16 protein-coding genes and 1 pseudogene are annotated in these 23154 nt (G+C 55.0%); 6 read left to right on the top strand and 11 right to left on the bottom strand.

The genetic code is table 11. The annotated features are described in order from the left end of the window. Positions 1 to 12 precede the first annotated feature (12 nt). From HU773_RS19075 to HU773_RS19065, 3 genes and pseudogenes are all read left to right on the top strand, one after another. Positions 13 to 537 (top strand): annotated as a pseudogene (locus tag HU773_RS19075) (response regulator); the annotation flags it as partial. Positions 538 to 984: 447 nt separating this feature from the next. Next, positions 985 to 2217, top strand: a complete 1233-nt coding sequence (locus tag HU773_RS19070) for an AAA family ATPase (protein ID WP_186626089.1) — start codon at positions 985 to 987, stop codon at positions 2215 to 2217. Further along, positions 2210 to 2866, top strand: coding sequence for an HNH endonuclease family protein (locus HU773_RS19065; RefSeq protein ID WP_186626088.1), 657 nt, complete (start codon positions 2210 to 2212; stop codon positions 2864 to 2866). Before HU773_RS19070 ends, HU773_RS19065 begins: the two co-directional genes overlap by 8 nt. Before the next feature lie 349 nt (positions 2867 to 3215). Here HU773_RS19065 and HU773_RS19060 read toward each other — a convergent pair whose 3' ends face one another. From HU773_RS19060 to HU773_RS19020, 9 genes are all read right to left on the bottom strand, one after another. Continuing rightward, positions 3216 to 3965 carry a TIGR03747 family integrating conjugative element membrane protein gene (locus tag HU773_RS19060; RefSeq protein ID WP_186626087.1) on the bottom strand — a complete coding sequence of 250 codons (750 nt, stop codon included), beginning with the start codon at positions 3963 to 3965 and terminating at the stop codon, positions 3216 to 3218. Positions 3966 to 4235: 270 nt separating this feature from the next. Continuing rightward, positions 4236 to 6404 (bottom strand): type IV conjugative transfer system coupling protein TraD, encoded by a 2169-nt coding sequence (traD, locus tag HU773_RS19055; protein ID WP_186626086.1) that lies wholly within the window; start codon positions 6402 to 6404, stop codon positions 4236 to 4238. A gap of 2 nt (positions 6405 to 6406) precedes the next feature. Next, on the bottom strand, positions 6407 to 6922 hold the full coding sequence (locus HU773_RS19050; protein WP_186626085.1) for an integrating conjugative element protein: 516 nt from the start codon (positions 6920 to 6922) through the stop codon (positions 6407 to 6409). Continuing rightward, complete coding sequence (locus HU773_RS19045) at positions 6919 to 7479, bottom strand: lysozyme family protein (protein ID WP_186626084.1); 561 nt, start codon at positions 7477 to 7479, stop codon at positions 6919 to 6921. The genes HU773_RS19050 and HU773_RS19045 overlap by 4 nt, the downstream gene beginning before the upstream one ends. Continuing rightward, positions 7464 to 8186: a TIGR03759 family integrating conjugative element protein gene (locus tag HU773_RS19040; RefSeq protein ID WP_186626083.1), complete on the bottom strand. Its 723-nt coding sequence runs from the start codon at positions 8184 to 8186 to the stop codon at positions 7464 to 7466. Before HU773_RS19040 ends, HU773_RS19045 begins: the two co-directional genes overlap by 16 nt. A gap of 10 nt (positions 8187 to 8196) precedes the next feature. Further along, positions 8197 to 8865 (bottom strand): hypothetical protein, encoded by a 669-nt coding sequence (locus HU773_RS19035; RefSeq protein ID WP_186626082.1) that lies wholly within the window; start codon positions 8863 to 8865, stop codon positions 8197 to 8199. After that, positions 8865 to 9452, bottom strand: a complete 588-nt coding sequence (gene pilL2 / locus HU773_RS19030; protein ID WP_186626081.1) for a PFGI-1 class ICE element type IV pilus protein PilL2 — start codon at positions 9450 to 9452, stop codon at positions 8865 to 8867. Before pilL2 ends, HU773_RS19035 begins: the two co-directional genes overlap by 1 nt. A gap of 365 nt (positions 9453 to 9817) precedes the next feature. Then, entirely contained in the window at positions 9818 to 15865 is a 6048-nt protein-coding gene (locus HU773_RS19025; RefSeq protein ID WP_186626080.1) for an ATP-binding protein, read from the bottom strand. 344 nt (positions 15866 to 16209) lie between these two features. Continuing rightward, positions 16210 to 16461, bottom strand: coding sequence for a hypothetical protein (locus HU773_RS19020; RefSeq protein WP_186626079.1), 252 nt, complete (start codon positions 16459 to 16461; stop codon positions 16210 to 16212). 179 nt (positions 16462 to 16640) lie between these two features. On the opposite strand from HU773_RS19020, the gene HU773_RS19015 reads away from it, so the two are divergent. Next, positions 16641 to 18014, top strand: coding sequence for a transposase (locus HU773_RS19015; RefSeq protein ID WP_169990230.1), 1374 nt, complete (start codon positions 16641 to 16643; stop codon positions 18012 to 18014). Between the two features lie 285 nt (positions 18015 to 18299). Here the strand turns inward: HU773_RS19015 and HU773_RS19010 are convergent, their stop codons facing one another. Continuing rightward, a complete protein-coding gene (locus tag HU773_RS19010; protein ID WP_186626075.1) occupies positions 18300 to 19730 on the bottom strand; it encodes a hypothetical protein in 1431 nt (476 codons plus the stop codon). Continuing rightward, the gene (locus HU773_RS19005) at positions 19730 to 20578 is read right to left on the bottom strand and encodes a hypothetical protein (protein WP_186626074.1); all 849 of its coding nucleotides are present in this window, start codon (positions 20576 to 20578) and stop codon (positions 19730 to 19732) included. The genes HU773_RS19010 and HU773_RS19005 overlap by 1 nt, the downstream gene beginning before the upstream one ends. Before the next feature lie 300 nt (positions 20579 to 20878). On the opposite strand from HU773_RS19005, the gene HU773_RS19000 reads away from it, so the two are divergent. Both HU773_RS19000 and HU773_RS27660 read left to right on the top strand, forming a co-directional pair. Further along, positions 20879 to 21721, top strand: a complete 843-nt coding sequence (locus tag HU773_RS19000) for a DNA/RNA non-specific endonuclease (RefSeq protein WP_186626073.1) — start codon at positions 20879 to 20881, stop codon at positions 21719 to 21721. A 90-nt stretch (positions 21722 to 21811) separates the two neighbouring features. Next, on the top strand, positions 21812 to 22576 hold the full coding sequence (locus tag HU773_RS27660) for an 8-oxoguanine DNA glycosylase OGG fold protein (RefSeq protein WP_367615872.1): 765 nt from the start codon (positions 21812 to 21814) through the stop codon (positions 22574 to 22576). Positions 22577 to 23154: the final 578 nt, after the last annotated feature.

The following is a 23154-nucleotide window of genomic DNA, read 5'->3' as shown; positions in this document are numbered from 1 at the left end:
TTTTCGCTTTTCGGAAAGAAAATGGCCTACAACTTCGCCCAACAATTCGGCGGCCAATGCACCTCCACTCCACCGAAGGCGAAGGCACCTGCGTGTCCCTCTACCTCCCACGCCACCACGGCGCCGGGTGACGAACTGACTCCGGGGCAAGTGGATATCGAAGTCGCCCAGCACGGCGAAACCGTGCTGCTGGTGGACGACGAATCCACCGTATGCATGCTGCTTGCCGACGTCCTGGGCGAACTGGGTTACACCGTGATCGAAGCGGTAGACAGCTCGGCGGGGCTGAAGCTGCTGAGGTCGGATGTGCATATTGATTTGCTGGTGACGGACGTGGGGTTGCCGGGTGGGATGAATGGGCGTCAGATGGCGGAAGCGGGGATGGAACTGCGACCGGGGTTGAAGACGTTGTTTATTACTGGGTACGCGGAGAATGCGGTAATGGGGTATGGGCAGTTGGGGGTGGGGATGGGGGTGTTGACGAAGCCGTTTGCGGTGGAGGTGTTGGGGGGGGGCTTTCAGAAGATTCGACGATAATGCTCAGCGCTTCTTCAGAAATTTTTAGGTTTCCACTGAAAGAGGGTGGCTTTTCGCCACGATCACGGTATTTTCAGTTCTACGACTGTGTCGGCGGGTCAATGCAATACCAACACCCCCGATACACTCAAGGATGATGAGGCCAGGCCGCTAGGGTTTTGTTAACAACCCCTATCTATGCAGATCTGCGTAGGCTCATGAAAAGAAAAAGTCAATTTTCTCAGGAGCTGCTTGGGTAGCTTTGAATTATAGAGTGACGACCTGAGTAATTATTGCATTCTTTTATTTTGTGCAGCCGTTCTCGTTAAGAAGAATTTGCTATTACTAGGGATGTTGCTAGCCCTAGAGGAGTGGGATGTTTGTCAGCGTTGGGGGGAGTTTATGGTCGAAGGTTAACTGGGTGTTGGGGTGGTTTTTTTAAGAGAAGTTGTGTGCCTTGGAGGTGAGATGGGTGCTTTAGAATCTATACTTTGTTATGTGCCAAGTATCTCGAGGTATGTAAGTGTAAAGCCTCGTGGGAAAAGTCTTTTGATTGTAGGTCAAAACGGCTCGGGAAAAACTTCTTTTGTAAGGAAGTTGCATGAGAGTTTAAAGGATTTTCTTGGTCATGGTTACACGTATAAAGCTAACTATATAAGTGGTATTAGAAATGCTCATGCTAGCATTCGGAATTACCCGGAGCATATGGAATCTCATGTAGGATTGCTGAAGATTCACCGTGAAAATTATCGAAAGAATCGAGGAGACTATCTTTTTAAGATTAGTGGGGTCGAAGAGTTTTCTAAGTCACTCAAGGAGCATGTGGCGGTTCTAAAGTTGTTTTCTGCTACTAGGCAGGCAGAGATAAAGGATGTCTCTGGAGCTGGTGGTGTTGTTAAGGAGAATGCTCGTTATTATGCTGATTTCAAGTATGGTGAGGAGCTGGAGCAGCATATAGTTAATTTGAAGGTTAGGGCGGCAGTTGCGTCGTTAAATAGCAGTGACTTATCTCGGTTTGATGAGATTGAGTCGTGGCTCGATAAGTTTGAGCAGGATCTTAAGTATCTTTTTGAAGATGACTCTCTAAGTCTGGAGTTTGATGCTGATCTACTTAGGTATTTTATATCTCGCGATGGTATGCCAAGAGCAAAGTTTCAAGAGTTGTCGTCAGGGTATTCGGCTATTTTCAGTATTATTGCAGATTTGCTGATGCGGTGTGAACGCCATAAGATAATTCCTTCGGAATTGAGAGGGGTAGTGTTGATTGATGAGATAGATGCGCACCTTCATGTTTCTCTACAAAGAAAAATTCTACCATTCCTAATGCGGTCGTTTCCCGCGATTCAGTATGTAGTAACTACGCATTCTCCTTTTGTGCTTTCATCGGTTGATGACGTTTTGATCTACGATTTGTCATCGGGAAAAACCGCACATGACTTATCTATGTATCCTGTAGATTCTATTATCGAAGGTCTACTCGGGGTGCCAGCGATTTCCAAAAAACTGGAGGAGAAAATTGTACAGCTTGATAAGCTTGCGGCAAGTCCTGCCCCGGACTATCTGATATTTAAAGGACTTATTGATAGTGTTTCACCTTACAAACTAATTCTCGATCCGGAATCTAGGATGTACTTTGAAAAAGCTAAAAATAAAGTTTTACGTCTATCTGGCCCGAAAAACGAAGGAGTAGACGATGTTTAATGTGACTAGAAGCGAGACTGCTCCAATAACCCTTGCGTTAATGAGTTGGCGTGGGAAAGACATTGCAGAAGCTCTACGTAAAGATTTTCTGAATAAGTGTTACTTGTGTGAGACAAAAGACCCACTTAGTTTTAATGTTGAGCATTTTGAATCTCGTAGAGATCGGCCTGATATGCAGTTTGAATGGAGTAATTTGTTTTTTTCTTGCGCTAGATGCAATAATTTCAAAGCTGCTGAAACCAGAGTTGTTGATTGTACAAATCCGAACCTTGACGTCTGTCGTTTAATTAAGCACTCGCCTCCAGTTACAGCTTATGGGAAAGAAGTTATTGTTGAGGCTATGAGTGACGATCCGTTGGTTGTAGAGACTGCAGAGCTGCTAGGTCGTATATATAATCAGGAGGATACGGGTAATAGAATGGTTGCAGGGGCTTATCTCCGTAAACGTATTTTTAAGAAGTACTATTCGCTGTTGGAACAAATTAACATTTATGAAGACGATGAGGGGAGGTTGGATTCTGATAGAGATCGAGCCTTCGAGCTTATAAAGAATTTTATGCATAAAAAACAAGAATTTTCTGCGTTTTTAAGATGGGCGGTTTTATTGAGTCCTCATCTGCAGGAGCGTTTAGATGATTATATAGATTGATGTATGGTAGAGGTGGCTACTTGGCGGATTTCAATAAATAGAGATTTGTTGCTTTCATAAGCTGCTGAGGGTTTTGCGTTGTCGAACAGTGAAGTAGTCGTTTAGTCTGATATTTAGAAGGTGCGGTTGGTTTTTCCTGTTGTGGAGGGTGATCTATCTAAGTGTTGTTATCTTTGCTGATGTTAAGTGTTGTGCTTGTTGTTTGTGTTTTTAATCGAAGGCCTGCTTTATCAGGAGGCATGAACGCTTTTGGCCGAGGGCAGGCGCTCACTAGTTGCTGTCGTAGGTCGAGATACTTGAGGGCATTGCATCGTGCCGATGTACTCTCGTTCTGGGCGGGCAATTGCACTCAGAGATATTTTTTGAAGCTTCCTGCGGAGATGGTCACTATAAATCCTAGTGCAACTGCATTGGGGAGCAGTATCAAGATCGGATTTACGGTCATCGGGAGAGCAGGGTAGATAATCCAGGGCGCAACCATCATGGGCACGATCATCATCTTTGCGCGGTGGTAGACAAACCCCGACTCTCGCCCTGCACCGAACCGTCGAAGGTCACGGCGTACCAGGCCATCCACAAAGCCTGTGAACACTGCCATCAGGAATAAAGGAACAGTCAGCGTCAGAATCAAAAGCCTCGCCAGATAGGTCAGTGCCGCATAAATCGCTGCCAGGCCGTAGTTCTCGATTTGAACGTAAGCTAGTCCTAGGTGGTACTGAAGGTCTCCACCCTTTGAGCTGTTCATCCTTGCTTGTACGGATGAAAGCTGGACCCATTCAATCAGACCCGTTTTCACAAAACACCATTCGTATACCAATCCAATGAGCCAACGTGCTGTGTGGTCCGGGTCTTGAATCAACAGGCTCTGGGTGAACGACTTGGATATCCACTCCAGCTCGTTATTCAGCATGTCCCTCGAGTGATGCCATCCTTCTTCCTGCCAGAAGAAGTACAGTCCAATCCACTCCATCACAATACTGAAGAACAGTGAAATGAGCAGGATGCCGAGTAAAGCAAATGGCAGGCCTATGGCTTTGCTGAACCAGCTCTTATCACGGTATTGCTGCTGGCTTCTGGCGGTCTCAGTCGCACTTGCCATGGTCTTCCCTTGATCAGTGAATGGTCATGCATCGGTGTTCAAAGCAAACAAGCAGAGAGCCTGCTAGCGGGTCTTCAACCCGTATGCTGCTGGGGTTGGCCCAATAGGGCTTTAGGCCTTTCTCTTGTAGTTGTTCAAAGAGCGCATGACCGTCGTAGATGCCTAGCTTGGCGCAGCCCAGCAGCAACTGGAGCTCACCTGAGATTTCTCTTACGGCGGGGGTCATTGCTCTGAGATTGATAAAGTGCAGCTCCATGCGCGATGGCCATCTCATAGGTGCGGTGTCTCCTGAACGGCCTCTGCCGAAACGTCATCCAGCAAGCCTGCCGGCAACGATTCATCCAGGTTGCGTGTTCCGCTACTGGTCCACCATTCGCCACCGCCATCGACGTAGCTCTTCCGCATATTCTCGGCCAGGGCTCTTAGATCCTTGGGCATCAGCTCATCGGGATCTGGAGCAGGCAACGGCATGCGAACCTTCCAGAGATTTCCTCCTTCGATCAGAGCGAAAGCCTGTCCTTTAGGAAGGCTGACAATGTGAGCTGGCTCAATCAGCGGCACGCTGGTAGAGCTGACCCGGTCTTGAGTGTTGCTGGTGAAGTCGGTACTGCCGGAGGGATCTGAACTGTCTGTGGCGCCGCTCACTAACGTGGTTGAGTACACATCGACCTTGGGTAACTGCTTGGTCAGCAGCTCAGCCGTCGCTGTCTCGCGCACCCTCAGCATGAACAAGTTGTTGAAGTTGCCCACCACTTGGCCCGCTTTAGCGCGGTTGCCAATCTTGGCCTCGATGTCGCTGATGGTTTGGGTATAGGCGCTGACCTGAATGCCGGCGCCGCCGCCCTTGTTGATCATCGGGATGAACTCATCCCCCATCAGCTCGTTGAACTCGTCGGCATGCAGATTGATCGGGATCTTCTGATCGCAGGTACCGCCGGGTAGACCGTCGCCAATGCCGAATTTGTAGATGTGGCCAGCCACTGACACCAGGTCGGAAAACATCGAGTTGCCCACGGCTGCGGCAACCTCTGGGTCAGACAAAGCATCCAAACCGACATACACGATCGCGCGCTTACGGACGACCTGCATCCAATCAAAGATAGGCCGTGGGTCATTCAAGTCTGTGTAATTTGGGGATATCAGTTCAGCCATGCGGCCGGTGGTCAGCTTCTCCAGGAGGGGAAGAAGCGAGGCAACAATTTTGTCGAAGTAGGTTTTGTCATACCTCACTGCAGAACGCAGTCCATCCATTACGGGATCAGCTACCCGGGTTTTCGCAAGGTATTGGTCAATGGCTGTCACGCGTTTTTGCCGACCACGCATATTGAACGGGGTATTCTTTTCGTTCAGCGCACCTTCGATGGTGACGATCACTTCCCACGCTTTAGGATCATGCTTGGCAAAGTAGTAGCCGCTGTATTCGATAAACAAGGCATCAATATTGATCACATGCTGCTGAATCTTCAGGTAGTCAGGTCTAACACCCAGCTCCACCAGCGCGCGGGCAATGATGTTAACGAAGCGCCAGGCGAACTCGCGAAACGCCGCACTATTGCCTTCACCTGATAACTGCCCGGAAATTCTGCTGGCTACCTCTGAGATCCGTCCAAAGCGGCCCACGGCGTTATACCTGGAGGAAAAGTCCGGCCAACCTAGATGGAATACGTAAAACTCTCCCTTTCTGCCAGCACGTTTGGCTTCGATATATATGCGCTTGAGCAGGTCAGCATCGCCCTTTGGATCGAAGACAATCACGGGTTCAAACTCTGGTAATCCGTTGACCTGTTTCACCCGACGAATGTCCTGGGTGATGAACAGCTCAGCCAGCCGAGTCTTACCTACCCGGGTAGTGCCCAGGATCAAGCTATGGCCCACTCGCTCCCCCAAGGGCAGCGACACTTCGACTTCTATCGGTTCGACCCCATGAAGGCGTGGAGAGCCTCCCACAGGTGGAAGAGGGCGCACAGGATTCAGAGGGCTGTCCCAGGAGGTCGCTTTCGGCAGCAGGTTCAGCGGAAAACTGACGTACTCCATGCGCTCCTCCATGTGGCGAACGGCTTGGAACAACGCTGTAGGCTCAACGTATCGACGAAACTCTGGCCTGTAGGTCTGCATCAGCCGTTGTGTATGACGCTGTTCCCACTTGAACCCAATGCCAATGAAGAGGCGCCGATTACTGACTGGAACGTTTTTACTGGTCATCACGTAACGCGGCAGGCGACGGATGTTGCGTCGATAGCGCAGCACCACCAGCGCTTGGCGAAGACGAACCCAGCCAAACCCCAGAAAAAACAGAGCCGCGGTAACACCAAATAAGGGTGTCAGTGCCAGTGACCATGGCGCGAACAGGCTTAGATAAGCCCCGACTATGCATACTGCTACGGTGTACAGCTCAACAGCAGGACGGAGCAACGCTTCTATGGTGTGCGACTGGGTCATTGCTACTGCTCTATGCCGGTCGCCGTGATCAGCACGGGGTAATGTTTAACACCCATTCTTAGAGCAAGGTCATCAGCCGACGCTGGCACGATTTCAAGCCCTGTACCGAGTTCACGCAGCTCTTTCAGCGCTTCTATGTGTTGCACGTTCACCACCAGCCCGACTGCACTCATTCCGCGTAATAAATCCACCCTGGCGGCTAACCAGCGGCGTGAAAGCTCGTCGTCACCCACAAGAAATAACGGCACAAGCCCAGGGGCATTGGTTACGCGATTTTCGATTTTGCCCGGGCTTAAGCGTTTGGACTTCACCGGCAACATATCAGCCTCGCTGTATGGATTGATGCGCACTGCTGGCAAGGTCATGGGCTTGGCCGACTGGTCGTCAGAAGGCAGATTGAGTATTCGGTAGTAGGGAATAGCAGAAGTACCTCCCGTATCCTCCACCACGATCAGCGCGGCATGAGTGAATGCGGTGAGGAGCAGGTTTACGACTCCCAAAACGAGTGGGATCTTCATGGTGTCTTCGTTCCTTGAAGTGATGGTCGGGTAATACGAGAGAGGTGTTGGGCAAAGGATCTTCGATAGCGCGCTGCGGGCACGCCGCCTGCCGGGCGGTGATAACGTCCGGCGGCAGTTACCCAGTCGTTGTCTGCGGTTTTGTGCTCTCGGAGCAAGTCGGTAGCCACCGCCAAATTACGATACGGATCCAGGGCGTCACATGGCTGGAGGAAACGCTTACCGTTCCAGCCAATATTGATTTGGCCCAATCCGACATCCACCGCTTTAGCGCCTACATTCCGTATGGATTGGAGGAGTGCACTGCAAGCCGCCTCGCTGCTTGAAAAGCGATATGGCTTGCCAGCGACATTCAAGGTCCAAGGCCAGGGAATCACTTGGCCGCGCAACACTGTTCCGCTTTCCTGAAGTGCGAGTGCGTAAAGCACCTCTGCAGGAACGCCGGTACGATGTGTTGCCAACTGGTAAGCCGGTGGCGGAACTTCGTAAGCAGAGGCGCTTGCTGGGGTAAGACCTCCAATCAACAACGCACCAGCGACAATCAGTGTCGTTGCCATTGGCCGTTGACCTGTCGCATTACTGCTGGAAAAGTTCCTCCGTCTCCGAGGCTGGCCCAGCGACCGTTGTCGTGATTCAGGGTGATGTCGCGGCTTCGGACTTTCTTCGGCTCAATGCCTGCTGTGTTGGCCCAACCTCGAATAAGCTCGTCGTTTCCACCTGCCCCCAGCAGGTAAAGATCAAAGTGATGATTAGCATTTTGAAGCCACTTAACCTGCTCTACGCATCCCTTGCAGTCGATCGTAACGAAGACCATCAGTCTGGCCGGCGCTGAGACGGGAGAGGATTGAAGTGTGTTGCCCGTACCTATCAAATTTACTGGGAGTAGGTTGGGGTAAAGCCGCGCGAAGGCCTCGTTGTAGGCGTTCTGATAGGCAAATAGCTTGGTAACCCGACGGTACTCGGCGTGTGCCTGCATCTCCGTGTAGCGCTTCTGCTCGTTGCTATCACGTGCCTCCAGGCCCAAGGCAGTCAGGGGATCAATGCCTGGCGAATAGATGCCCAGCGGCCCCTCCATAAGCTCACGGTAGCGCTGCCACTCTTGAGCCTTAAGCCCCCATTCATGGGCTTTTGATTGTTCCGAGGAGATTAGCTGTTCCTGAAAGCGACTGTTTTCAATGACTGATTTCTCCTCCTGCGCACAGACCTCAGTCCAATCTGAAATGAATAGTCCACTCAGCGCGATCATCAAATACGCTTGTTTCAACGCGGACCTCCTAGTGGATTATCGCAGTGTGGGAGGAGCCATCAGGCTGTCTGAAGCGGGCAGAATCAGGTTGGAGTGCGTCCAGTCTCCAGCGCATGTATGAGCCGGAAACACGCAGCAATTCCACATCATCCAGGCGAGTCAGATCTGTGGCCGCCACTGCCAAAAACATCACACCTCCGCGCGACTCGACACCAAGGATGTTGAAGGGCAGAGCGGCGGGTTTGTTGGCGAAGACTTTTCGCTGAGTAGGTCGTGGACTGGAGGCGGCAGCTGGCGATGCAGCGAGAGGAGGTAGGCTGTCGATGGCGTTTTTCAGCGCCAGAAGTCGGGTATCAAAAAGCTGCACTTGCGCCGCAAGGTCACCCAAATCACGCTGCAGTTCTTGAACATCGGCAGATTGCTCGCTGGTCCGATTCAGTACATCAAGCTGTTGCTGAAGGGTGAGCTCACGGATCCGATAAGCCTCCTCAGTCACGAAGCCCATTTGCTCAAAGGCCTCAAGCTTGGCGTTTACCTCTTCGAGATGTAGCTGAAAGCTATCGAATTGATCGCTCGAAGGCGTTTGCTTAACGGCTGAGGAGAGCGCGGATAGCTGCGCACCCAGAAACAACGCTGCACCTGTTAGCAGCACTAGTGTTCCGTTTTGTAGAGCGGGGAGGAGAGAGCGGCGATTCATCACTCACCTCCCGTACGCGTCTTGCTGTCTGTGGTCTTGCTTACAGAGCCCACATTCCACGCGAGCTCATAAAGACTGGGGGGTTCAAAGCAAATGGTTCGCGTCTTTTCATCAATAACTGGCTGCCAGGCTACACCTCCCAACGTCACGAGAGCGTTGCGTAATGAGATCGGGCCCAGGCGGTAATGCGAGGCCGGGAGGGGATGCGTGTACAGCAACTGCACATCACCATTTGTCGGGCACAACTGGTACCCCGAATGGCGCAACACGTACGCCAATGCATCCCGGACGGTAGGAGCAAGTCCATCAGGTATTTGGATGTCGATCACTTGGCTCAGCAGATCGATTTGCTCTGCCCTGGGCGACGTATTGGCAAGGGTGTAGCGACCATAGCGAATAGCCGGTGAGGGCTCTGCAAATACGACAGCCGTAGCGTTACTCAAGGGCAATGCAATACGTGCAGACTCCGTTAGTGGCTCTGGCTCAACCAAGCCGTGGGACGATATACAGCCTGATAGAATGGCTGCCGCTAGCGGTGAAGCGATTAGTGAAGTGGCCATCAGCGGCCTGTTCAGCAGATAGGACATCCTTGTTTCCTCGCACGTTGAGGGGAGAACAAGGTGGCAAATCAAAAGGGCAGAAGCTGCAAAGAAACTGATATTGCCGATAAAGCTTTCTCAGGCTAATTAGGTCTACCTGCTACCCATAGGAGGTCCTACGGCTTGGGTGATAGGAGGGGCAGTAAACGGCCAAAAGCTGCCTGTCGTAATCGGCTCAAATCGACCCAAAGCAGAAGTTCGATTTGGAAAGTCCGATGGCTGCTACGCAGCGGGAGCGATCAATCGTTAGGGTACTATGAACGCTAGCCACCGACCGGAAGCAGCCCTCCGGGACAGTCAGCTCAAGCCAGCACGGCCACTCTCGCTTGACATCGCCACTGAATCTGCATGGCTTAGATTGAGTAACCGTTCTTCGCCGTCTTCAAGAGAGACTCCCCGTAGCTGCTCGGTTGCTTGATCTGCCTGCTTGCGAACACGCTGATGTCAAGGTCCGGCTTCCCACGGGCAGTGGTGACCTGTTCGATGCCTAATGACGTCAGGACGAGGTAGCAACCCTCTCCCCACAGGGACTCCGCATCGATATCAACCGGGCCAGCATCACGCCACCAGCAGAGCCTTGCGACCACAGCGCCGCTCGGGTCGAGGAAGACGCTGGGCTCCTCGTCATGCGCGCTCCAGCGAAGCCGCTTCACCCAGTTCGGGCACAAAGCGAACGAATAGGCCGCTGCGTCAAAGCCCATGTCCACCGAGCAAACAACTTTCCTTACCAGCGTTGGCGCCAGATCATTGTCAAATGCGAAGTACTGGCCAAGCCAAACAGCGATGGGCAGCCTGGCATAGCAGTCGTCGAAGTCTTCACTGTCAATCGCTGCCGAGGGTGCTCTAAAGCGGTAGAGACGGTGCTCCGACAGCCGTGGCTTGAGAATCTTGAAGCGGGATACTTCGGCCACGACTTGGCCGTGGCTGTCTGCTGGGAAGGGGGCAACATCACCGTCGACTTCGTCAATCCATTTCCGTTCTCGCTCGGACCAACCCGCACTTCGGTTCAACAGCGGCATTCGGATCCACTCGGGCCGCCCTCGTGGCAGCTTCAGCGGTCGAGGCGGAAGCGGGCAGCCCAAACGTTCCAAAAGCGTGAGCATGTCGCTGCCTTTCAATTTGCCGGCCAGCCGCAGTTCTCCTGCGACGTGGCGAAGTGCGGCAAGGGCAATGTAGGCGTGGGGCTTCAGGTAAGTGATCTGCATGTCGAGCACGCGAAGCTGAGTCTCAAGCCTTTTGGTGGCAGAGGGCCCGAATGCCTCAAGTCCACCCCAATCCTGGATGAACATCGCCGCGCGTCGGCGGACTGTCATCTCCTCAATGCCTGCCGCCTTCGCGATGTGACGTGCCGTCGAGCGCAACATCTCGGTCCAGCCAAGCGGCGACTCGACGCGCATTGCACCAGTTCTTTCGTCCGTGAATGCCTGGTCACCCTCTGGCGGGTGCTCGAGTTCAAGGCGATAGAAAAGCGGCAGTGGTATCTCGTCCAAGGGGACAGCCTGCCTCCACCGATGCGACAAGAGCGCGGCTGACTCTGCCACCGCAATGTCACGGTGACTGACCAACGCAGCCACGGCGCTGCCCAACTCGGGGGCAAGGTCCGCGCTGTCAGCAGCCAGCAGAGTTCCGAGCGCATGCAAGGGGGCATCTAATTCGCCGGCTATAAGTCGCCGCATAAGGGACTTGAACAAAGCTTGGCCGAGTCCGGCTTGCCTTGCCAGGCTCAACGTGCAATTGCGTGCGTGTCGCTGAACTTCTGCAACGGGCAGCCGATAGGCAAAGTGCAGCAGATCCACCAAAAGTTCCGTGTCGCTGAGCGGTAGCTCGCTCGGCTGGAAGGGTCGCCCCAGCTGGAACTCGCGAGTGCAGGCCATCTGCTCCTCAAGTAGCGACCAGATGGCCGGCCAATCCGGCGTCGCGCTGATTACCGGAAGTATCGAATCCAGCTCTGTCAGCAGTGACTGGGTGTTCTCCTGGCCCGCCGTTACTGAATCGACAATGTTCTCGAAGGCGGCTGGGCATGTGGATGGTCCCTGCAAGAGCTTCTTCGCCTCAAAGTAGAAGAACTTACCGCCACCCATCCACTGGCTCCAGGAACTCCAGGGGTCCTTGCTTGACTCGTAGCCTTGCATTAGCTTCTTGGCGTAATCGACCTCCCCCGCCGCAGCCAACCTTTTAACCATCAGGAAGCGGCAGCGCGCGTCGTCCTGCAAGACCTGCCAGCGCTCAAATATCCTCCGCGCCATATGAAGCGGGGCCGTCTCGGCCAGATATCTGAAACGGTACGGGGCGTTGTAGTTCAGTTCGTCGCCATCCGATTCAAACGCGCGCTCAAGCTGCTCGAGAGTGGTCTCCGAGTCGTACTTGCTTGGCGTATACGAGTGTCGAGGTTCCGGCGCTTCTGACGTCCACCGGGCTACGGCGGCGTCGAGCTCGGCAGATGAAAACCCATGTCTTCCGGCAGCGGTGCGAAGGCGCTGGAGCAGTCCGACCCTCTCGTGTGCCCTGCTGGCTACCTCGATCACCGCCAAAAACATCCGCGCGAGCGGTTCAATCTGTATAGGTCCCGCGGCGTCGGCGGCGATGTCGATGAAGTCACCGACGTGGTGCGGGTCCCGGTAGTACGGTTCCATGTAGAACGGCAGACACAGACCGCACCAGACCGTCGCGCAAGCCAAGACGAGTTCAGGGCTTCGCCGCACCATCCCCGTCATGAGCAGGTCAACACGGTTCGGCCAGCCAATCAGACTCCAATCCGCCAGTGTCTTTGACACCTCGAAGCCGAAGCGAGGTCCGACCTGCGTCGCTTCCTCGATTAGCGACATGGTCAAACGATGCGCGGCCGACGACCCTTCCGTTTCGGTCATGCCGCCGACCTGGCGCATTAAGGTCGATACTCGCTTGACACGGTTCTCCGGGTCAGCGGCGTTCGCAAGGACCAGGATGTCTCGCCAGATTGCGTACTGCGGGTCTTTCTTGGGGGCCAACGCGTAGCCAAGGCATTGCTCGGGAACCGTCGCCAGCAACTGTTTGGCCCGCTCTAAGTCCCCGACCGCAGCCAACGCGATGGCCAGATCGGCCAACCCGTCGATCTGCTCGCTCGGCGTGCTCTCCTGAAGCTCCGCCACGAGTGCGTTGAGTCGATCGGCGGCCGCCACCCGGTCACCGTCAACCCTATACGCATCGACGGCCAATCTGCGTCGCAGGTACGCAGTGCCCCCCAGCGTCGATGAGGCAATGGCTGCGTCAATTTCCCGAAGTACCGCACGGTACTCAGTCTCGCCGCGCTTGGCGCCGAGCCTCAGCAGCGCTAGCACGAGCATGGGGATCGCTTTGAAGGCCTGCTGGATGCGATATGACTCGCTGCCGCCTTCTGATGTCAGACGTAGGACGTACCCAAGGGCAATGCGGGCTTCGTCCTGGATGCTGCCGGCCGGCACGGACGCGTTGTCGACGGCGGCGCGACCTAGAAGCACGCCTATCGTCGAGGCGTGCTGCTGAAACGGATGAAGGAAGGTGTGCTTCGACGGTATCGCGCTTGGCAGCGGCTTATTGAGCAGCGTGCAAAGCTTCGCGTGATGCATCACCGCACCGACCAGATTACCCAGCCCAGCCAGGTCCGTCTCGTCGTCGCACATAGAGATCATCGGTGCGACCAGCTTGTCGAACAGGGCCTCGGCTAGGTAACGACGGTCAGCTTCGAATGCAATTAGTGCCATCCGGCGTCGGTAGCTGTTGGGTACCTCTACGAAGCCAGGAAGGGCGGCGGCAGCATCAAACAGGGCAAGCGCTTGCGCAACGTCGCCACGCCGACTGGCCACAAGACCTGCGTGAACCATCACCGAAGGTTTGTCTTCGTTGGCTACCCCGAGCTTGCTGCAGAGGTCTTGTGGATCGGCGCCAACCTTCTGAAGGAGCATCGCCTCTGCGGCTTCCCTCCTCAGATGCAGTTGCAACGCGGCGACAGTTTGCGGATCCATCTTTTCGGGCTGGCGTAGCCCCTCTGCGGCGAGGTGGTCAATCGCTATCTGGATCTGCTCGGTGTCTCGGAAGTGGACGGCGCGCCTTGCCCACCTCTCGAATTCCGTAATGTTGTGGTCGTGCCCGTGGCTCTGGAACTTGGACGTATGGAGCTGCGACAGTGGCTCGAGGCTTTCAAACAGTTCCTTCGCCCGCTCGAAGTCCCCTCGCGCTAACAGGGCGTCGACGATCTCGTAGCCCTGGCTGGGGAAGTACTGCACGAAGGCCAGGGCTGCATCAATGTCCCCAACCGCTAGCATCGCCAGCGGAAGCTGGTTGGCGTACTCAAGGGCAGTTTCCCGCCGCCCCACTTCGTCACGACACAGCAGCAGCAGTGAGAAGGCGGTCGCATCGTGCGTTCCACGCACTGCCAGCAGAGCCAGGCGGATATCGGCGTGGATCTCGGCGATAGAACGCCCGTCAGCCAGTTGCTGCCTGAAGCGAGCGGGCATCGCCAGCGCAAGTACATCGGCACCGTCGCCGGCACGGGCGCGGTAGCGCAACTCAAGCCAGTACTGCGCCGATTCGGGCGGCGCGTTCTTCGCCAACTGGGCGAGGTCGCGGTACACGCGCTGCGAGTATTCGGCATCGACGCTTCCGAGGCGGGTTCGAGGTTGAGCGATGACGAACAGTCGAAAGCTGTTGTGGAAGACGCTCCACCCCTGGGATGAACTACGGAGCAGGTGCCGTGCAACGATCAGAGCGCGTTCAATCGCGGACTCCTTGACCATTGTGGCCAGCAGCCGCAGGTCCACAGGTGCCTCAGCACGAGCGATGTAGCCCAGCACGTCCATGGCATCGACATCGCTTGCGATCTCGCGCCAAGCAGCGGTGTACACGGTCTCAATATCGCCGTCGAACGGCATCCCACCGCTGAGAAGGTGCTTACGGCCGGCTTCGTCCGCGTGCAACAGCGCATGAATTAAGTAGCGCGTTGCCAGCGGGTGGCCATGCGAAAGATTGCTTAGATCCAATCTTGGAATCTCGGCAGGCAGGTCAAGCGCCTCTGCCATCCGGGCGACCTCCTCGCGGCCGAGAGGTCCCATGAGAACCTGTCGCTCGCTTTTCTCCGCTTGCTCTCTTACTGCGGGCTTCAGATTCGCGAGATCCAGCCGCTGCGTGCCGAGGATGAACACAACCCCGTTGGGGATGGCAGCGGGAAGAGGCAGCTCGCCCAGAAGCGAATTGGTCGGCCGCTCTTCGCGAGGCACATGGTCGAGCCCGTCGACGACGATGATTGTTCGGATCCCGTCGCGGTCGAAGCGTTCACCAGCCTGCTGTACCAGGACGCCGAACTGCTCTCGGCGCTCATGCAGCGAGTCGTCGCGAAGACGAAGTCCAACCAAACCGCTGTTGCGTAACTGCGTGCCGACGTCAGTCAGGAAGTTGTCGGCCTCCCCGCGACCCACGCCTTGAGCAGCACCTGGCACGTACGCCAAGTAGCGAACGAGCCGGATATTAGCCTCAGTGGCCAGCGCAACCTGCAGGAGAGTGGACTTCCCGGAGCCAGGCGGTCCTATGAGTGAGACGTAGCCCTGGTCGGCGGCATGCAGCGCGGCTAGCAGCTTGGCCTCAGTGTCACGGTTGCGCTGAACATAGGCGCCGACTGGGAACCGGTGGATGTGCAGCGTCTTGGAGGGATCGCGCCAGCCAAGCTCACGAAGCAGCTCGTCACGCGTCCACCTGTCTTTGTCGCGGGCATCGGCGACTAGCTTGGGCAGTACGCTTGCAATCTCGGATGCCTGCCGCGCCTGCTCGGCGTTCAACTTGTGCGACTGGATGAAGTCCGCCGCAGCTCCGCACACCACACGGAGGCTGTGCAAAAAAAATTCGAAGTCGTCATCGTCCAGGCCGGCTTCACGGCGCAGGTGGTTGATCAGTCGACTCCATTCCTGCGTGTACCAATCCGCTAGCGGCCGATTTGGATGCTGTTGGAGTTCCTCAAGAAATGCCGCGCTGTGGGGCGGCGTGCCATCGCCTGGCTTGTCAGTAATCGACGGAAAGTCATTAACAACCAGGCGAATCTCGATCCGGCTTCCCGAGTTGTCCTTGCGCAGGCACTGCCAAGCATGAACCAGGGGCCTCAACAGGCCGTTGGCACCAGTAAACAGCGTCTCAACAGTGAAAGTGCCTGGGAACTTGGACGTCTTGAACTGGTGACCGACCACCACCCCATCGAAACCGAGCACCAAGTCGTCGGCAATACCCGCGTTGCGGTCTGCGACGCCGATCCAGAGCAGCTCGTCGCGCTCGAGCGCAGCATAAATGGCAGCGCCCGCCCGCTGGTACTGGCCAATGTATCCACGGAGTGCTCGACGTTCACCTTCCGCCGGCGCAGTTGCAGGAGCTACAGAGGTTGATGGATTCGGTTTCTTGGACATTTTTGGAGCCATGTGAATGGATTAGGTAGTTGACGCCAACTGATACCAAGAAAACAGCTTCAGCATAACCCGAGGCGTCCAGCAACAGACGGTAAATGCGGCTAAGTCATTGAGCGTTGCTCTGAAACGAAGCCTGGCCAGCTCCAATCGAAGCGGTCATTCACGAGATGGGGCGTGAATGACTAACATCAGCCTATTCCTGCCGTTCAGTCAGGAAATTCGAGCGACAGGTCGTGGCCGGGGGCGGCCAGTCGCCATAGGCTGGAGTCGGCCAAGAGCGGCCCCTCATTTCGGCAGCAATGGGCAGGTGAAGAATGCATCTTATGACTGAGTATTGGTGCAACTCAGAGGGGGAACTTCTTCATCGAGAGCCGTAGTCGCTGCCATTCATTCCAGCAGTCCTCGGCAACTATGTCCCGGAAACCACGTTCGTTCTCCATATCCAGGGCGACCTCGAATGGAACTGCAACACATGTCGCTTGATCACGGATTTTGAGTGCTTCGGACTCTGTAAGTGGGAAGCCTTTGTTCGTTTCGGCGCTTTGCAAAACCACCGAAAGCGCCGGAATGAATACAACGCAAAGCTGTTCCGTCATCTTTCGCTTGCCTAAATTGTGCGAGAAGGCCGAAAGATTACGCTGATTGCTTAATCATGGCTATTGGCCAAGAGCATCCATCGCCGGATGTCAGCTTTGGGTCGATTCTGTTGAAAAAGTAGCTCCCCTGGCTGGCCTCCGGCAAAATCTCCGCATTGGCCAGCAGGGAAGCACGCAACATGATGGGACAGTTATCGAGTGGGCAGGAGCGACTGTTTTACTCGTTCAACCTTGAAGATCACATCCCAGCCACTCACCTTCTACGCAACATTGATCGGTGTCTTGATCTGAGCGACCTGCGCCATTACCTCGCCGATTTCTATAGCCCGATTGGGCGTCCGTCGATTGATCCTGAACTGATGATCCGCATGCTGATCGTCGGCTACTGCTATGGCATCCGCTCCGAACGGCGGTTGTGCGAAGAGGCCCATTTGAACCTGGCGTATCGCTGGTTCTGCCGATTGAGCCTTGAAGATGAAGTCCCCAACCACTCGACCTTTTCCAAAAATCGACACGGCCGTTTTCGGGACAGTGATCTGTTTCGCTGGTTGTTCAATGAAGTGCTGCGTCGCTGCATGGACGCTGGTCTGGTCAAGGGCGAAGGTTTTGCCGTGGACGCCAGCATTATCAAAGCGGATGCGAGTCGGCAGCGCGGCGCACCGGGTGGTGAACCGGTCAACTGGAGCGATCCGGTTCTGAGGACCCGCGCCGTGCGTGAGTACCTTGAGGCACTTGATGAAGAGGCTTTGGCCGAAACGCTGCCGAAGCGCCTGTCGCTGACGGATCCTCAAGCCCGCTGGACCGCTGCTCCAGGAGGCCCAGCTTTCTACGCTTACTCCACGAATTATCTGATCGATACAGAGCACGGCGTGATCATGGATGTGGAACCCACACCGGCTCATCGAACCGCAGAAGTCGAGAGCACCAAGACGATGATCGAACGGGTCGAAGCGCAGTTCGACATCAAGCCGGAGCGCCTCATTGGCGATACTGCTTACGGTACAGCGCCGATGCTGGCCTGGATGGTGGAGGAAAAAGACATCGAGCCGCATGTGCCGGTGTGGGACAAAACCGAGCGCAAGAACGACAGTTTTTCGAGCAACGATTTCCACTGGAATGAAGAGGCTGAGGAATACCGCTGCCCGGCCGGCAACCCATTGCGCAGCGAATGGCGAGCCTTCAAGAATGAGCGTTCACACGTCACCAAAGCCAACACCATTATCTTCCGATCCCGGCAGACCGACTGCGCTACGTGTCCGATGAAAGCCAAGTGCTGCCCGAACACCGCGTTCCGCAAGATCGCTCGCAGCGTCCATGAAGCCGCTCGCGATGTGGCTCGGCGCATTGCAGCAACGCCGGCATATCAGCGCTCTCGCCACGAACGTAAAAAAGTCGAAATGTTGTTTGCCCACCTCAAGCGCATCCTGAAATTGGATCGCCTGAGACTACGTGGCATGAGTGGTGCGACGGATGAATTCACGCTGGCCGCTGCGGTGCAGAACCTGCGACGGCTGGCCAAATTTTCATCTCAAGGGCCACCAGTCACGGGATAGGTGCGCCTGCACCAAGCAAAAAACCTCAAATTAACCCAATAACAGAGCAGCAAAGGTCACCGAAGGGCCGAAAAACCACTCAATGTGGTGAGTAGGTTCTCCGGTGGTGGTCGTGCCTGAGTTCAGGCGATCTGAAAATCCGACTTTTTCAACAGAATCGGCCGATTTCTGCCTGTCGCGATTGGCTGAAAACGACCCAAAGTTGACGGCGAGGATAGGTCATTACAGAGCGAGCCTATCGACTTGGCTAAATAGTTGGGGCGCGTTGTACGCGCCCCCAACCATTCAAGCCATCATAAACGCATCAAGATCATCATGATCGGTGATCAGTACCGCAGGAGAAACACCCAGCGACAGCGCCAAAGCCACGCTGCTCTGCATCAGCTTTGCATTGAGCTCAATATCGAACGCAGCTGTCATGAGGTCGCCCAGACGATCAAACTCTCCCATTATCTCTTCGAGTACCGCTTGGCACTGGTGATCGAGCTTCCCGAGGTACTCCTTCATACGCGAATCCATCTCTGCCTGGATATGTGCAGACTGGCTTTTGAGGAACTCGGCGAGCATTTTTCCCGCGACAGAGCCGACCACTGCGCCGATGACGGGAATGGGGATGAGTACCTGGCCTGCGGCGGTGGCGATGCCGACGATAGCGGACTCTGCGCAGACTACGGTGCCCAGGCTGACGAATTGATCGAAATCGATTTTGCCAGCGTTATAGTCCGCGACCAGGGTGCCCACGCCTTTAGCTGCGCTGACGACCGCACCTGCGAATGGGGCCGCCATGTCGGCGTAGTTGGTCATCAGGTAGATTGATCCACCTGCGATTGCGCCCCCGATTGCGGCTTTGCTTGTGTCGATGCCGACGTCTGCCCAGTCATCGGCGGTGAAGTCGCCCTTGAAGACGTTTTTACCGCCCTTATACTTGTCATACAACGAAGTTGTGAGGCCTACCGCCCCACCTACAGCGCCGGCGATCCCGGCGGCCTGGGCGGCACCGGCCAACGAAGGTCCGTTGTCGGTGAGGATCTGCTCTTTGCGTTGATCGTTGCGTTCGGCTAATTGGGCTTCTTCGTTGTTCAGGGTTTCGACGACTTTGCCCTGCTGAGGGTCTGCGTAATTTTGAATGCTGGGATTAACCACGTTCTGAAACGGCTGTCCGGACGCTTGCTCAATTTCCTTGACCTTGGCCAGGATGGCCCTGACCGACTTGTCATTTAGCGGGCCGTTGTCACCGTTCATCACGCCAGTGATGGTTTCGTACTGGTCTTTGGGGATTTGGTAGTACGAACCGTTACGCCCGAAGTGCTTGTACTTGTCCATGTGCTCCAATACATGATCAAGACCCTTGCTTGCGCCGTTGATGAACTTCGATTGAACGGCGATGCCGTCCAGTAAGTAGTCTTCGGGGGCGGTGCGACCCACGCCTTCGAAGGTAGCCACGAAGCCTTTCTGCTCAAGCAAGGAGCGGGCGTTGCGAATGCCTACTTCTACCTGTTCGGCAATTTCACCGTGCTTGGTGGAAGGATTGCCCAGGATTTTTTCCGGCGATCCAATAAAGACCCTGACCTTGTCGATCTGCGCGATTGCAAGCCGAAATGCGCTGTCCTGGGCGTTGAGGAATTGGTCGGTCGTATCAATGCGGATGCTGTTGATACGGTCAACCAGTACTGCGCTGAGTTGGTCGCGGACGGTACTGCCTTTATCTCCGGCCATTACTCAGGTGCCTTGTTCAGCAGTTTTGCCAGCGAGTTCATGTGGTTGATGAGAGCGCCGAGCATTTCTTTTTGCCCCCCATTGAACTGCTGGTAGTCCCTTGGCGCAGTGCGGATCAGCACCCCCAGGAGCTCGCTCATGCCTTGGACGTGTTGTCGAGTGGAGCCGACCATCCGGGTGACCCAGTCCTTGGCGACGCCCAATGTCCGGGTAGAAGCTTCAATCTCTGAACGATGGGCTTGTGCTTCCTCGGCCAGCTTCTTGTTTTTGCTACGAGCGTACAGTCCGCCGCCAATGATGGCAGCCCCGCCAATACCCCAACCAATAGGCCCGGCGAGGGCCAGCAGAGCCGAACCGCCAGTCATACCTCCACCTCCTGCCGCCAATGCGCCACCGCCTAGCCAAGCGAGTGCAGCGTTTGTAGCCGCCGCACCGGAAAGACCTGAAATTGCCGCGCCAGTGGACGCAGTGCCGAAGGTCGTCGCAACAGCCATTGCAGCAGTTGGTGCGAAAGCGGCGGTACCTACCCCGGCAGCTACGCCAGCGGCGGCCGAAGAGCCGGCGGTGAACTCGACACTAGCCGCTTCAAAGTTGAGCTTTTTCACGAGGCCGCAAAACGACTGGGTCTCTGCCTTGAAGGTGCCGTAGGATTTATCGAATTCTTTCGGTGAGTTGGCTAGTCGGCTGACGAATGACTCAACCGTGGCCATCAAGTCAGTACTGGCTTGGTGACGTACACCGTGCAGCTCTGTACAACCCTTTTCCACATCGGCGGCTACTAGTTGGTAGCGGTTGCGGGCCTTGTCGAGTTGCTCCAGTGCGTGTTTTTTCAGATCGCCGTTGAACATGCAGCGACTTCCTTATCAGATATGGCAAAGGGCCATATCTTAATAAGTTCGACAGTAATAGCAATTTGCCTTTAGTCGATGAGAACATTTTGGTAGCACGCGTAGCTGCCGATACAAAAGCCACCATGGTGAAGCAGCGCACCAGGGGGAGGAGTGATGGATTTCGGCGCACATACAAGGCGGGTCACGGTGGTACGCGCTAAGGATTACGCGGGAGGGCCAACATAATCGAACTCGATGGAACTGAAGTTTTCCGAGTTACCACTCATGGGCTCAGCTTTAACCCCAAGGAGTTACACCATGCAAGGATGTATAAAACTCAAACATCTGGCGCTTTTGATGCTTCCCCTCATTGCGGCCTGTACTACGCCCGATAGAACGCAGGAGCGTGCAAACGCGTTGCACACCCAGTCAGGGGAAGGACTTCTGTTCGATAACTGCTCGGTGGGTTGTCCATCCGGGGGTAGTCCCTTGACGCTGAATCGCCAGGCTTACACGCTGAACAACAATGGATCGACCAAGTTTGCAAACTGGGTGTCGTACAAAATCACGAAAGAGTCGCCAGCTAGTGGACGCCCTAGAAACTGGAAGACAGACCCAGATGTCCCGGTGGGAGAGACGCTTGATCCTGTGGACTACAACGGCGCAAACGTTGCGCTGAAGATCGACCGCGGTCATCAGACTAATCTTGCCTCGATGGGGGGCGTTCCTGACTGGCATACCCTCAACTACCTCTCGAACATCACTCCACAGAAGTCCGAGCTCAACCAGGGGCCCTGGGCTCGCCTTGAGGATCAGGAGAGGAATCTAAGCAAGGATCCAGCAAACGACGAAGTGTATGTCTCCACCGGCCCGCTCTATGAACATTTTGTAGGTACGCTCCCAGGGACGAACAAGGTCCACACCATCCCGAGTGGATATTGGAAAATAATCTTCATAGGGCCTTCACCAGAAAACGGGCTCTATGCCTCCTTCGTGATGAATCAAGAGACCCCACGCAACGCGAACTTCTGCTCTTACCAGGTGACTGTCGATCAGATCGAGGAGCGATCGGGGCTCACGTTCTGGGGTGATCTACCGCTTCCTGTCCAGAACACTTTGAAGTCGAGACAGGGGCAGTTGGCAGGTCGCATTGGGTGTTAGCGGCTTACGAGGCAGCCTCAATCCGGCCACTGACTAATCTATTCCTCGTTTACAATCGGAGCTAAAACCAGAACATGGAATCGTTGATCAATGCCCCCACCGCCACTCAAAGCCTCCGAGCTTTCTGTTTTCACCGCTTATCAAGCGACACCGTTGGCTGTTTGGCCAGGAAAGAGTCCCCATCGGTGGGCTGGTCACATTGATGCCTCGCTGCAATCACTTGCGGGACTTCCCATGGCCGCTCCCTCTAGGGCTTCGTTAAGAGCCCTATGGCGAAGTCCATCTAACGTAGTCAGTACTGAAGTCTGTGTCCTCGCTACGATGGCGTGGGGAGGCATGAAAGCCCATCATGGTCGTGACTTCTGGACGGCCAAGGCATTCTGGCTTCCCCTCTGTGAGGAGGTCCGAAATGGAGTTCACACACGACGCAGTGCATTTGCTGAGTTCTCGGCTCTGCGAGCTGCTGGGCAGTTGCCTTCAATGGGGCCCGCTTACTTTACAAAAATAATCTTCTTTGCCGACCCCAAAGCGAATGGATACATCCTCGACCAATGGACCGCACGCAGTGTCCATATGTTGACCGGACAATGCGCGTGGCCTGCCGTAGCAATTGACTATGGAACAAAAGCTAAAGCGGCTTCTAACCCTGTTCACCTGAGAGTGAGAGTGATCGACCGAGTGACGAGTGTTGACTATGAAGACTTCTGTCTTCTCGTTGAAGACGTTGGCGTGAGGCTAGGCATCACTCCGGAAAGGGCGGAGGAAATGCTATTCAGCTCTGGTGGCACGTCTCCTCACCCATGGCGAGGACATATCATGACTTCCTGGACTACTCAGGCCCCGCCATTTTATTGATATCTGCAGGATAGAGGTTCGATATCCACGGCCCGTGTCATAGGTAAATGCCTTGCGCAGGCTATTGGGCGGGCTTCACTGGCGATTACTGATATTTCTTTTCCGGTTTTTGCCAGTGCGGTATCCAATGACTCAACGTCAGTTCTAGACGGGCAATGATGGCTTCGGCACGGTTTAACTTATGGGCGATGTCTGATGTTCATAAGTAGCTCACGGGCCCGAAATTGCTGACTCAATGTACTCGAAGTTAGCGCGATTGTTCATCGATTGATGTTCATAGACCTAGTTTTCCCCGCCGTCCTTAGCCTCGTCTCCCCGAACTCTGACGGTCCCAGTTCAGAGGGTATGGATGCTGATTTTCGAAAAATCATGCTTTGGGATCTGGTTGAAAATCGGGTAGTCCCTGGCAGGCTCAGAATTGAGCAGTGTGGTTTGTCTTCTGAGCTGGTTGCTCATGGCCCCTCCTAATAGCCTCAATTGTGAGGCTCGGAAATCCTTAGGGAAGTGGGCCTGTTCACGTTTACTCACATCATGTGCAATAGACTCGCATTTGAAGTCAGCTAACATGCCATACAATC

The organism is Pseudomonas shahriarae, from assembly GCF_014268455.2.
GTDB lineage: Bacteria > Pseudomonadota > Gammaproteobacteria > Pseudomonadales > Pseudomonadaceae > Aquipseudomonas > Aquipseudomonas shahriarae.
The sequence above is the reverse complement of the archived record's forward strand: the minus strand, read 5'-3'. Positions and strand labels throughout refer to the sequence as shown.